Raw genomic sequence first — 12,353 nt, 5'->3', positions numbered from 1 at the left:
GCCCGTATCCGCCCCCTCTCCCCCACGGGGCCCCGGTGCAGGCCCCCTGGGGCCCGCCGCCCGGCCGGCACCCGTCCGTACCGCACCGACGTCCCGACCGGGGCAGGAGCGTCCTCGTCGTGGCCTTCGCCGCCGCCACGATGGCCCTGGTCGCGCTGATCGCCGGTGTAGTGGTCGTGGCCAACACCCCTCGGCCGCAGACCACCCCCGGGGGCGCGGACCTGTCCGCCTACCGGGACCAGGAACTGCACGCCCGGCCCGACCCCGCCGAGATCGACCTGGTGGACCACCCTCTGTACGACGTGGCCATGCCGCCGGCCGTGGAGTGCGACCTGCCCGGGTTGGACGTGGACTCCGACACGTCCTGGCAGACGTTCGCGCAGGAGGCCGGGCTCTGCCTGGACGATCTGTGGGCCCCGGTCATGGAGGAGCTGCGCCTGGTGCCCGAGTCACCCGAGATCACCGTCTCCGACGAGGGACTGGACAGTGACACCGAGGACTCCTTCACCCTCGCCTACTACGAGAGCGACCGGAGAACGATCACCGTGGTGCTGCCCAACGTGCGCGAGGTTTCCTCGTTCATCCCCGCACAGGAGCGCGAGGTCGTGTGGCTGGCCCTCATGGGCCATGAGTACGCCCACCACGTCCAGGACGCGACCGGAATCCTGCGGGTCTCCCACGACCTACGACGGACCGCCGGCAGCGAGGACGACGAGATGGACACCCTGCGCCGCACGGAGTTGCAGGCCGAGTGCATGGCCGGGGTGGGACTGCGCGGACTGACCACGTCCGGGGGCGAGGTCCTGGACGTGGTCAACCGGCACTTCAACGACGGCGGCGATCTGGACACCCACGGCAGCGCGGCCAGCCGTACCCACTGGTTGCAGGAGGGATGGGACCGGGAGACCGTGGCGGGCTGCAACACCTACGGCGCCGCGCCGCACCAGGTCGGCTGAGCCCTCAGCCGTCTCCCAACGCCTTGCGGTAGGCCTGCCAGCCGCCCAGCTTGACCCGGGCGCCGCGGTCGAGGTCGGCGGCGTGCACGGCCTCGGCCTCGTCGATGCGCAGCCATCCCTCGTAGTCGCTGGCGGTCAGCCCGCGCGACGCCAGCACCTCAACCAGGTCGACCGGCGCGGGAACGGCGGCGCGCAACGCGTCGGCGTCGGTCAACAGGGTGCGCACGGTGGCGGCGGCGTCGGACTTGTTGGTGCCGATCACCCCGGTGGCCCCGCGTTTGATCCACCCGGCGACGTAGTCGCCCTGCACGACGCGGCCCTCCGCGTCCAGGACGCGGCCCTGTTCCTGGGGCACGGTCCGACCCCGTTCGTCGAAGGGGACCCCGATCAGGGGCACCCCCGCGTAGCCGACCGAACGCAGCACCATGCCGACGTTCAGGTCCGTGTGCTCACCCGTGCCGACGAGACGTTCCTGTTCGTCCAGGCGGGTGTGCTCCACGCGCAACCCCTCGACGCGGTCCGTACCGAGGATCCGCTCGGGTCGTGCCCAGAAGTGGAACACGATGCGGCGCGGGCGCCCTTGGACGCCGCGCGCGGCCTGGTCGCGCAGGAGGCCGAGGTTGGTGCGGGAGGCCCGGGCGACCTCGCGCAGACCGGGCCGGTCGGTGCCCACCTCGGCGAGGTCGATGTCGACCTGTTCCGGGGGCACGACCACGTCCACGCCCGGCAGGTCCAGGAGGTCGCGCAGTTCGGGCGCGGTGAACTTGGCCTGGAGCGGGCCGCGACGGGCGAGGACGTGCACGGTGCGCACGCGGCTCTCGGCGAGCACGTCCAGGGCGGACTGCGGGATGTCGGTGTGCCGGAGCTCCTCGGCGCTCTTGGCCAGGATGCGGGCGACGTCGAGGGCGACGTTGCCCGCACCGACGACGGCGACCTCCTCGGCGTCCAGGACGAACCGTTCGAGTTCGCTGTCGGGGTGACCGCAGTACCAGGTGACGAAGTCGGTGGCGGCCACGCTGCCGGGCAGGTCCTCCCCCGGCACCTCCATGCGTCGGTCGACGCCGGCACCGGTGGCGTACACGACGGCGTGGTGGGAGCGGGCCAGGTCCTCGCGGGTCAGGTCGGACCCGAAGTCGACCCCGCCGACGAAGGTCACGTCGGGGTGTTCCAGGATGCGGCGCAGGGCCCGGGCCACGCCCTTGATCTTGGTGTGGTCGGGCGCCACCCCGTGCCGGACGAGACCGTAGGGGGTGTGCAGGCGATCGATGACGTCCACGCGGACGGGGACGCGACGCTGACGGGTGAGCGCGTCGGCGGTGTAGATGCCGGCGGGGCCGGAGCCGATCACGGCCACCCGGAGCGGGGCCGCCTCCTCCGGTGCGGGCGGTTCTGGGTGCTGCTCGGGTTCGGACGAGGTCATGCACCCATTCTGGCAGCACCGGAGCCCGCGTCCGGTGCTGCCGGGGGAAGGGTCAGGCGGTCTCGTCGGCCAGTTCCCGTGCGGCACCGGCGCTCTCGCCGCGACGCGAGACCGTCTCGGTGAGCTTGCGGGACAGTTCCTGCGGGGTCAGGCCCTGCTGCTGGAGGATCCGGTCGCGCTTGGCGTGGTCCAGGAACTCCTGCTCGATACCGAAGGTGCGCACGGGCACGTCGACGTCGTGGTCGCGCAGCAGACGCGCCACGGCGTCGCCGACGGCGCCGGTACGCCCGTTGTCCTCCACGACGGCGACCACGGAGTGGGCGGCGGCCTCGGCCACCAGGGCCTCGTCCAGGGGCTTGACCCAGCGCGGGTCGATGACGGTGACGCCGATGCCCTGGTCGGCCATGCGGTCGGCGACCTCACAGGCGACCTGGGCCATGGTGCCCACACCCACGATGAGCAGGTCCTTGGTGTGACCGCCGTCGGTGGCGCGACGCAGCAGGTCCATAGAGCCGACCTTGCCGATCTCGGGCAGTTCCTCGGCGACGGCGCCCTTGGGGTAGCGCACGACGGTGGGGGCGTCCTCGACGGCCACGGCCTCGCGCAGCAGGGTCCGCAGGCGCTCGGCGTCGCGCGGGGCGGCCAGTCGCAGCCCCGGCACGACCTGGAGGATGGACATGTCCCACATGCCGTTGTGGCTGGCGCCGTCGTTGCCGGTGACGCCGGCACGGTCCAGGCAGAAGGTGACGCCCTGGCGGTGCAGGGCGGCGTCCATGAGCACCTGGTCGAAGCAGCGGTTGAGGAAGGTCGCGTAGACGGCGACCACGGGGTGCAGACCGTTCATCGCCATGCCGGTGGCGGCGGTGGTGGCGTGCTGTTCGGCGATACCGACGTCGAAGATGCGGTCGGGGTAGGCCTCGGCGAACTTGTGCAGACCGGTGGGGTGGAGCATCGCGGCGGTGATGCCGACGATGTCCTCACGCTCGGCGCCCAGTTCGACCATGGTGTCGGCGAAGACGCCGGTCCACTTCTCGACCTTGGGGCCGGGCTTGGCCCGACCGGTGTCGACGTCGAAGGGGCCGGGGGCGTGGAACTGGTCCTCGTCGTGGTTCTCGGCCGGGGCGTAACCCTTGCCCTTCTGGGTGATGACGTGGACGATCACCGGACCGCCGAAGTCGCGGGCCCGACGCAGCGCCTTCTCCAGCGCCTCCTCGTCGTGACCGTCGATGGGCCCGAGGTACTTGAGCCCCAGGTCCTCGAACATGATCTGCGGCTGGATGGTGTCCTTGAGGCCCTTCTTGAGGCCGTGCAGGGCCTCGTAGAGGGGCTGTCCGACCACCGGGGTGCGGTTGAGCGTGGTCTTGGCCAGGTCGAGCGCCTGCTCGTAGCCGGGGGTCATACGCAGTGAGGCGAGGTGGTCCGCGAGGCCGCCTCTGGTGGGCGAGTAGGAACGACCGTTGTCGTTGACGACCACGACCAGACGGCGGTTCTTCTTCTCCGCGATGTTGTTGAGCGCCTCCCAGGCCATGCCCCCCGTGAGGGCGCCGTCACCGATGACGGCGACCACGGTCCGGTCGGTGCGGCCCTGGACCTCGTTGGCCTTGGCCATGCCGTCGGCGTAGGACAGGGAGGTGGAGGCGTGGGAGTTCTCGATGAAGTCGTGCTCGGACTCGGCGCGGGAGGGGTAACCCGACAGGCCGCCCTCGGACTTGAGGTCGCTGAAGTCGTGCCGGCCGGTGAGGACCTTGTGCGCGTAGGCCTGGTGACCGGTGTCGAAGAGGATGGGGTCGTCGGGCGAGTCGAAGACCCGGTGCAGGGCGATGCTCAGCTCCACCACACCCAGGCTGGGACCCAGGTGCCCACCGGTCTCCGCGCACGACCGGATCAGGAACTCCCGGATCTCCCGGGCCAGCACAGGGAGCTGGTCGGCCGAAAGCCTCTTGAGCGCTTCCGGATTCTGTATCGACTCGAACAGTGTCACTGTCTCGTCAGTCCCCTCGTCCCGCGTGTCCGCTTACGTTTGCCAGGAACGACCCCGGTCGTGGGCCGGTCTTGGCTACCGGCAGGTATACCTACCCGAGTTTATGGGCCCTCGCCCACGGGTTCGCCTCGTACCCCGACGGCGGGGCCCGACGCTACCCGGAGAAGCAGGGCGACGCCCCTCGTGGAGGAGCACGGCGGGCTCCCCCATCACACCGGTTGCGGCGTAGATTACTCGCTTTCGCCACCATCGTTGCCTTCGGCGGATCTTCGGGAGACCGGGGGCGCCGGGCACCGGGGCCGCGGGTGCCGAGGCTATCCGAGAGCCGCCTGCACGAGAAGGCCCACGGCGGAGATGGTCACCACGATGAGCAGGACGGTGCGCATGCGGGTCGGATCCACCCAGCGCCGCACCCGGCCGCCCAGGACGAAACCGAGCCCGACGAAGGGGATCGCCGCGATCCCGGCGACGGTGGTGCGGGTGTCGATCTGTCCGCCCAGGGCCAGGGCCAGCAGGGAGAACGCGCCGCCGAACAGGAAGAACGCGGCCAGGGTGGCGCGCACCCTCTCGGGCGGTTCGTTCTGGTACACCAGCGCCATCGGCGGTCCGCCGACGGAGGTGGTGGTGCCGGCGAAGCCCGAGACCGTTCCCGCGGTGACCAACGACAGCGGGGTGACCCGGACCCTGAAGGAGCGCGCGGTGAGCCCGACCGCCACGAGCACCATGACCCCCACGAACGCCCCGAGGGCACGGGGTTCGAGCACCGCGACGACCCAGACGCCGAGAAGCGTGCCGGGGATCCGCGCGGGCAGGCCCCAGGCCACGCCGTGCCAGTCGACGTGACGCCACTCCTGCAGGAGCGTGAGCACCGGCAGGACGATCACGGTGATGAGGAGCGCCCCCGGCATGAGCGTGGGGTCGAGGAAGGAGATGACGGGGGCGGCGACCAGGCCCAGACCGAGCCCGACCATGCTCTGGACGGCGGCGCCGACCAGCACCGCGAGCGCCGCCACCAGCAGGAACACCCACGCGTCGATCTGGCCGAACAGTCCGTGGGCGGTGGGTGTGAGGAGATCAGCGAACATGAGGAGGTGAGGCTATATCCCCCCTCAACCGATCGGGATCAGGAGATAGGAACATGGGATGAGACGGTTCCGACGTCGGTGGTGCGGCGGACCGCAACGACGTTCTCCGGCACCCGTTCGGGATGCGGGAACCGGACGGTGGTCGGCCCGAGCCGCTCGACCGGACGGTAGGGCCCACCCACGCGCGGTGGACGGGTCGGCCTCACCCGACTCCGGTCGCCGACCCGCGGGTCGGCGCGCCGGTGGCCGGCGAAGGCCGCGCGTGTGAACGCCTCGTCGCGGGGGCGCGGACGGACGACGATGGCGCGCCGGTCCACCGGGGTGAGCGGACCGAGTGCGAGCGGGGCCCGACGGAGGGGACCTCCGGTTTCCCTCGCCACGAGGACCACGGGGACCCGGGCCGGTGGGAGTGAGACCGGCCCGGGTCCGGGACGGTCCGCAACGCACCGTCCTCTCCTCCGGAAAGGTTCGTCGGGCGGCGTCCGCCGCCCCCGTCAGGGGCCCTCAGGCACCGCCCCTGGCGTGGGTCTTGCGTCCGCGGCGGGAGACGGCGTCCAGGATGACCGCGACCAGCAGGACCGCGGCGGTGATCATGAACCGGACCGAGGTGTCGACGTTGGGCAGGAGCAGCAGACCCGAGGTGATGGCGCCCAGGACCAGACCGCCCAGCAGCGCCGAGTAGGCGTTGCCGCGTCCACCGAACAGGCTCGTGCCGCCGATGACCGCGGCGGCGATCGCCATCATCAGCTCCGAACCGCCACCGGTGGTGGTGCTGGCCGCGATGTTGCGCGAGACCAGCATGATCCCGCCCATCGCGGCGAGGGTGGAGGCGATACCGAACACCGAGATGCGGATGAGGACGACGTTGATGCCGGCCCGGCGCGCGGCCTCGGCGTTGCCGCCCACCGCGTAGACCATGCGGCCGTAGCGGGTCTTGCGCAGCACCAGGTCGAGCACGACCACCGCGCCCACGAAGATGAGGAAGGCCAGCGAGACGCCCTTGTGCTGGTTGAGGATCCACACCCCGACGACGAGTGCCAGGGCCAGGAGTCCGGCCCGCAGCAGTACCTCCGACAGCGGTTTGTAGGGCAGCCCGGCCGACCTGCGTCGACGTTCGGCGGTCAACACCGTGCCCGCGTACAGGAGCAGGGTGAGGGCGACGATCGCCCAACCGATCCACGCCACGAAGTAGGTCTGGGTGAGGGCGGCGATGAGACCGTCGGAGCGGGTGTTGATGGTGCCGTCGGGGGCCATCAGGAACAGGTGGAGTCCCTGCCATCCCAACAGCCCTGCCAGGGTCACCACGAACGCCGGGACCCCGATCCTGGCGAAGATCACCCCGTGGACGAGACCGACGAGCAGGCCCACACCGAGCGCGGTGAGGATGCCCGCCCACTCGGGGAACCCGTGCCGCATCACCGTGACGCCGAGGATGCCGGCGGACAGGCCCGCCACCGAACCGATGGACAGGTCGATCTCGCCGAGGAGCAGCACCATGATGACGCCGGTGGTCATCAGGCCGATCGCGGCGATCTGCACCGTGAGGTTGGACAGGTTCTGGGGCGACAGGAAACGGTCGTTGAGCGACTGGAAGACGATCGCGATGAGGATCAGCCCGATGACGACCGGCGCCGCTCCCAGCTCACCCGAGCGCAGGTTGCGCTTGATCGCCGACCACCAGCCGCTCGGTCCGGTGATGACCGACAACAACCGGGGGTCGCGTCGCGGCGCGGGGGGCACTGTGCCCTGGCCCGGGTCCTCCGCGACCGGGGTCTGCTGGCTCATCGCTGGTCCTCCGTCGCAAGGGGCTCCTGGCCCGCACGGGTCGAACGGCGGGAGACCGGGTTGTCGGACGCACCGGTGATGGCCGCCACGATCTCCTCATAGCTGGTGTCGGCGACCGAGAAGTCACCGGCGTTGCGGCCCAGGCGCAGGACCGAGGCGCGATCGGCCACCGCACGGACGTCCGCCATGTTGTGACTGATGAGGACCACGCCGAGCCCCTGGTCGCGCAGGCGCTCGATGAGGTCGAGCACCTGGGCGGTCTGGGCGACGCCGAGCGCGGCGGTCGGCTCGTCCAGCATCACCACGCGCGGGCGCCCCAGCAGAGAGCGGGCGATGGCGATGATCTGGCGTTGTCCGCCGGAGAGGGAGGCCACCGGGACCCGCAGGTCGGGGATGCTGACCGAGAGCGAGTCGAGGAGTTCCCAGGACCGGCGTTCCATCTCGACCTCGTCCAGGGTGCCGGGAAAGTGCAGCCGTTCGCTGCCGAGGAACAGGTTGCCGACGATGTCCAGGTTGTCGCACAGTGCGAGGTCCTGGTAGATGGTGGCGATGCCCAGGCGTTGGGCGTCGGCGGGGGTGGCGATGGTGACGTCGTCGCCGTCCCAGGCGATACCGCCGCCGACGTCGGCCGTGTGGGCGCCGGCGATGACCTTCACCAGGGTGGACTTGCCCGCGCCGTTGTCCCCGAGGAGGGCGACGACCTCGCCCTCGTCGACGTGGAAGTCGACCTCGTCGAGGGCGCGGACGGCCCCGAAGGTCTTGGAGATCCCGGACAGTTCCAGGACGGGTGTGCTCATGTCGCTGCTGTCTTCCTTACTCCTCCCGAGCGTCCCGGGGGCGGTGGCGCGCCCCCGTCAACGGGACGTCACCGCCCCCGGGACCGGGAGGAAGGGTCGCTCCTAGAGGGCTTCCTGGCAGAACTCGGTGTCTTCGTAGTCGGAGGTGCAGATCTCCTCGACCGTGAAGACGCCGTCGGAGACGACCGTGTCGCCGACGTTGTCGGCGGTGACGGCCACCGGTTCGAGCAGGATGGCCTCGACGGTGGCGCCGCTGCCGTCCTCCATGTCGGTGATGGTGTACTCGCCCGAGTCGATGTCCTCGCCGGTGGCCAGGGCCACGGTGGCGGCGGCGGCCAGTTCGGCCTGGGGGCGGTAGGCCTTGTAGATGGTCATGTGCTGCTCGCCGGCGATGACGCGCTGGATACCCGCCAACTCGGCGTCCTGACCGGTGACCGGCGGCAGGTCGTCGACGCTCACTCCGGCGCTGCGCAGGGCGGCGATGGCGCCGGAGGCCATGCCGTCGTTGGCGGCGTAGACGCCGACGATCTCGTCCACGCCCAGGGAGGTGATGGCACCTTCCATCTGGGTGGTGGCCTCCTCGGGCGACCAGTCCGGGGTGTCGAACTCCTGACCGATCTCGACCTGACCGTCGAGGACCTCGTGGGCCCCGGCCTTGAAGTCCGCGGCGTTGGGGTCGGTGGGCGAACCGTTGATCATGACGATCGAGCCGTCGCCGGTGCTCTCCTCCTCTTCCAGCGCCTCCAGCAGGCTCTCGGCCTGGACCTGGCCGACCCGGTGGTTGTCGAAGGAGATGTAGCTGTCGACGCCGCCCTCGGCGAGGCGGTCGTAGGCGATGACCGGCACACCCTGGCTCTTGGCCTCGTTGACGGTGCCGGCGGCGGCCGCGGAGTCCACGGCGTCCAACACGAGGATGTCCACACCGTCGGTGAGCATCGCCTGCGCCTGGGTCTGCTGTTCGTCGACGTCACCGTCGGCGTTGGCGTAGGAGAGTTCGCAGGAGGGGCACTGTTCCTCGAGCGCCGCCTCGAAGAAGGGGTAGTCGGCGGCCTCGTAGCGGGCCGTGACCAGGTCGGGCAGGAGGAGTCCGACGTGGAAACCCTCGTCGATGCTGTGGGTCTCGCCCTCGGCGTCACCCCCGTCGGAGGTGATGGCGTCGCAGCCGGTGGCGGCGAGGGTCAGTGCCGCCGTCACGGCCGCGATGCCCGCGGTGACGAGTCGTGGGGTGGAGCGTCGTCTGTTCAACGCCGGTCTCTTTCCTGGCAGGGGGTGAGCGGGCCGTACCCGCTGATCGGTGCTGTGCAGTCAAACCCCGCGACCGGTTTGCCGTCAACTCCTGAACACATAACCGAAACATCACAGAAACTGTCTTCACATCGTGAAGACAGTGTCAGGGCAGGTCAGTGCCGCACGGGATCCCGTAGTGCTCTCGGAACGGGGTTCAGCCGGCCAGGCGCGCGGCCGTCCGCAGCGCCCCGCGCAGGATCGCCTGGTCGCCCAGCGCGCTCCTGGCCAGGGTGAGCCGGCGCAGGGCGCTGCCCAACGCCCCCATCTCCATGGCCCTGCGCATCGGCACCATCAGCAACGCGTCGGCGCGGGCCAGCTCGCCGCCGACCACGACCCGGTCCGGGTTGAACAGGTTGGCCATGATGGCCGCGCCCTGCCCCAGTGCCGTCCCCGCCTCGTCGATGATCCGGCGGCATCCCGGGTCCCCCGCCAGGGCCGCGTCCACCAGGTCGGCCACGCCGACCGGCCCCGGCCCGTGGAGCGGGCCGGCGTGCGGCGGCAGCATGCCCAGCAGATAGGAACTGCCGACGAAGGTCTCCAGGCAGCCGCGGTTGCCGCACCGGCACACCTGACCGCGCGGGTCCAGCCCGATGTGCCCGACCTCCCCGGCCGTGCCGCCCGCGCCGCGGAAGAGTTCCCCGGACACCACGACGCCCGCGCCCACCCCCTCGCCGAGCACCAGGTGGATGATGTGGTCGGCGCCCTGGGCGGCGCCGCTCTCCCGTTCGGCGAGCACGGCGAGGTTGGCGTCGTTCTCCACGCGCACCGGCACCCCGAGCCGTTCCTCCAGGGCCTGGGCGGGGCGGAACCCCGTCCAGCGCGGCAGACCCGAGATCTCGCCGACCTCACCGGTGTCCGGGTCCAGCGGCGCCGGCACCGACGCCACCACCGAGGAGACCGTGCCGAGGTCGATGCGGGCGGCGAGCAGCAGGGTCTCGGCCAGCCAGGCGGCCCGCCGCACCGCGCGTTCGGCGTCGGCCGCGGCGTCGTAGGCGATGCTCTCGCGGGAGAGCATGGTGCCCGCGCTGTCGCCCAGGGCGACCCGAACGTGTCCGGGGGCGAAGTCCACGGCCACGACCGTGCCCGGTGGGCGCAGGAGGCTGACCGCCCGCGCCCGTCGCCCGTTGGAGGAGGTGTCGCGGACCGCGACCGTACCCGCGGCGCGCAGGCCCCGCACGATGTTGGAGACGCTGGCGGCCGACAGGCCCGTGGCTCGGGCCAGTTCGGCCTGGGTCCGGGTGCCGTCGCGGCGCAGGACGTCGACGACGCGCCGCTCGTTGGCCTGGCGCAGCGCCGACTGGGAACCCGGGGTCGTGTCGGCCTCGGTCACCGGGTACCCCTTTGGTTCGGTCCTGTGCGCTGTGCGTGGTGCTTTCGGAGGAATGTTACAAGGCTTGAACACGACAGAGAACCGCGATCCCCGAGGTGATCCGGGGTGGGGGTCCGGGCGCGTTCTCCCCTGCCCGCGGCCCCGTTCTCCGGGGATCGTTCTGACGCCGTGGCCCGGTGCGCCACGGCGTGAGGGGTGCCTTCGGCCCCGTTCCGGGAGGGAGGGCCGCGCACCCTTCCGCCGCCTCCGGGGGCTCGGGAGGCACCGTCCGCCGACGCCCGACCACGAGCGCACCCCCGGTGAGACGACGTCCAGGGTCTAGGCTCCGAGACATGTCTGAGGTGCGGACCGACGAGGCGGGCTGGGTCGAACGCGCGGCGCTGCTGGTACGGGCGTCGCCGCGACGCGGCCACCGGGCGCGTGTGGTGGCGGTGGAGGGGCGTTCGGGTTCGGGCAAGAGCACGGTGGCCGAGCGGCTGCGCGGCGCGCTGGCCGCGCTCGGTGAACCGGTGGCGCCGTTGACGATGGAGGAGCTGTATCCGGGCTGGGCGGGGTTGTCCCGGTCCCCGGACCTGTTGCGCACCTGGGTGCTGGAGCCCCTGCGCGCGGGACGGCCGGTGGCCTGGCGGCGCTACGACTGGGAGCGAGGGTCCTTCGAGGAGGAGTGGACCACACCGTCCGTCTCCCTCGCTCGGGGCGGGACGCTGCTGGTGGAGGGGTGCGGTTCCGGGGCCGGCGCCGTGCGCGACCTGGTGGACGTGCTGGTGTGGGTGACGGCCCCCGACGAGGTGCGTGCGGCGCGGCTGGACGCACGGGAGGACGCGGATCTGTACGCGCCCTTCCGGCAGATGTGGGCGCGCCAGGAGGAGGCCCTGTACGCCGGTGATCCCCCCTGCGCCCGGGCCGACCTGGTGGTGCGCAACCCCACCGACACCGCCGCACGGTGACGTGGCCGCCGTCCACGCGCCCACCGCGGTGTCCGCGGCCCGGAGCCCGGACGCACCGGGTACCGGGCACGAGAGCGGGCCGCACGCCTGGACCGGCACGAGGCCTCGCTCGGCCCCGGCGTCCGATGTCGACGCGTGGGGGACGACCGGGGGCGCCTCAGAGCCCGCGGGGCCGGTCTCCCGGCTCCGGGACCGACAGGCCCGCGTGAACGCACCGTGCCCCGTTCCGGCGCGAGACCGGAACGGGGCACGTGCGGTTCAGGCGCGTCCGGAGGGCCGGGAACCGACCCGTCCCGCCCGCGCCAGGTCCTGGTCCATGCTCCGGAACGCCTGGTCCATGTGGTGCTGTGCCCCGGGCAGTTCGACCATGCGTATCCGGTCGGCCTTGTGGACCCGGCTGTCCCCGGACAACCGCACCAGCAGGAGGACACCGAACGCGAGGAGCGCCAGGAACATGATGACGAGCAGGACCGTGCCGAACTCGTACCCGACGCTCGACATCCCGCCACCGAGCGCGCAGGCGGGGATGATGACGAGCGGCAGGAAGGCGAGCGCCAGGTTCAACCGTCTCCGCCACATCACGCGCTCGGAGACCTGTTCCTGTTCCACCCGGGCCGCCTCCAGCTCCCGCAGTAGACCCTGGCGACGGCCCGCCATGCTCCTCACCGTGCGCAGGGCGCCGTAGACCGCCACCGCGGTCCCGACCCGCTCCGCACCGGAGGCCGCCTCCACGCGGGCCCACAGGGCCTGCGTGGAGGCGGCCTC

General features: G+C 71.7%; 9 protein-coding genes and 1 pseudogene. 2 read left to right on the top strand and 8 right to left on the bottom strand.

Going from position 1 to position 12,353, the window contains the following annotated elements; all coding sequences use genetic code 11:
- Nucleotides 1–140 precede the first annotated feature (140 nt).
- Nucleotides 141–956, top strand: a complete 816-nt coding sequence (locus DSY14_RS23520) for a neutral zinc metallopeptidase (RefSeq protein ID WP_211718798.1) — start codon at nucleotides 141–143, stop codon at nucleotides 954–956.
- 4 nt (nucleotides 957–960) lie between these two features.
- On the opposite strand, the gene DSY14_RS23515 is transcribed toward DSY14_RS23520, so the two are convergent.
- From DSY14_RS23515 to DSY14_RS23485, 7 genes are all read right to left on the bottom strand, one after another.
- Nucleotides 961–2,376 (bottom strand): FAD-dependent oxidoreductase, encoded by a 1,416-nt coding sequence (locus DSY14_RS23515; protein WP_211718797.1) that lies wholly within the window; start codon nucleotides 2,374–2,376, stop codon nucleotides 961–963.
- Between the two features lie 52 nt (nucleotides 2,377–2,428).
- A complete protein-coding gene (gene dxs / locus DSY14_RS23510; protein ID WP_211718796.1) occupies nucleotides 2,429–4,357 on the bottom strand; it encodes a 1-deoxy-D-xylulose-5-phosphate synthase in 1,929 nt (642 codons plus the stop codon).
- A gap of 314 nt (nucleotides 4,358–4,671) precedes the next feature.
- Nucleotides 4,672–5,442, bottom strand: a complete 771-nt coding sequence (locus tag DSY14_RS23505) for a sulfite exporter TauE/SafE family protein (RefSeq protein ID WP_211718795.1) — start codon at nucleotides 5,440–5,442, stop codon at nucleotides 4,672–4,674.
- A 504-nt stretch (nucleotides 5,443–5,946) separates the two neighbouring features.
- Nucleotides 5,947–7,227, bottom strand: a complete 1,281-nt coding sequence (locus DSY14_RS23500) for a sugar ABC transporter permease (RefSeq protein ID WP_211718794.1) — start codon at nucleotides 7,225–7,227, stop codon at nucleotides 5,947–5,949.
- Nucleotides 7,224–8,024 carry an ATP-binding cassette domain-containing protein gene (locus DSY14_RS23495; protein ID WP_211718793.1) on the bottom strand — a complete coding sequence of 267 codons (801 nt, stop codon included), beginning with the start codon at nucleotides 8,022–8,024 and terminating at the stop codon, nucleotides 7,224–7,226. Before DSY14_RS23495 ends, DSY14_RS23500 begins: the two co-directional genes overlap by 4 nt.
- Nucleotides 8,025–8,126: 102 nt before the next feature.
- Nucleotides 8,127–9,269 carry a substrate-binding domain-containing protein gene (locus DSY14_RS23490; protein ID WP_211718792.1) on the bottom strand — a complete coding sequence of 381 codons (1,143 nt, stop codon included), beginning with the start codon at nucleotides 9,267–9,269 and terminating at the stop codon, nucleotides 8,127–8,129.
- A 196-nt stretch (nucleotides 9,270–9,465) separates the two neighbouring features.
- Entirely contained in the window at nucleotides 9,466–10,641 is a 1,176-nt protein-coding gene (locus DSY14_RS23485) for an ROK family transcriptional regulator (protein ID WP_211718791.1), read from the bottom strand.
- 332 nt (nucleotides 10,642–10,973) lie between these two features.
- On the opposite strand from DSY14_RS23485, the gene DSY14_RS23480 reads away from it, so the two are divergent.
- Nucleotides 10,974–11,588, top strand: coding sequence for a uridine kinase (locus DSY14_RS23480; RefSeq protein ID WP_211718790.1), 615 nt, complete (start codon nucleotides 10,974–10,976; stop codon nucleotides 11,586–11,588).
- Between the two features lie 258 nt (nucleotides 11,589–11,846).
- Here DSY14_RS23480 and DSY14_RS23475 read toward each other — a convergent pair.
- Nucleotides 11,847–12,353: pseudogene (locus DSY14_RS23475) on the bottom strand (serine/threonine protein kinase); the annotation flags it as partial.

Source organism: Nocardiopsis sp. MG754419, assembly GCF_018207095.1.
In the GTDB taxonomy this organism is placed as follows: Bacteria; Actinomycetota; Actinomycetes; order Streptosporangiales; family Streptosporangiaceae; genus Nocardiopsis.
The sequence above is the reverse complement of the archived record's forward strand: the minus strand, read 5'-3'. Positions and strand labels throughout refer to the sequence as shown.

Coding starts and splice junctions, on each gene's coding strand:
- DSY14_RS23520 (WP_211718798.1), top strand. CDS start 141: ATGGCCCTGGTCGCGCTGATCGCCGGTGTAGTGGTCGTGGCCAACACC.
- DSY14_RS23515 (WP_211718797.1), bottom strand. CDS start 2,376: ATGACCTCGTCCGAACCCGAGCAGCACCCAGAACCGCCCGCACCGGAG.
- DSY14_RS23505 (WP_211718795.1), bottom strand. CDS start 5,442: ATGTTCGCTGATCTCCTCACACCCACCGCCCACGGACTGTTCGGCCAG.
- DSY14_RS23500 (WP_211718794.1), bottom strand. CDS start 7,227: ATGAGCCAGCAGACCCCGGTCGCGGAGGACCCGGGCCAGGGCACAGTG.
- DSY14_RS23495 (WP_211718793.1), bottom strand. CDS start 8,024: ATGAGCACACCCGTCCTGGAACTGTCCGGGATCTCCAAGACCTTCGGG.
- DSY14_RS23480 (WP_211718790.1), top strand. CDS start 10,974: ATGTCTGAGGTGCGGACCGACGAGGCGGGCTGGGTCGAACGCGCGGCG.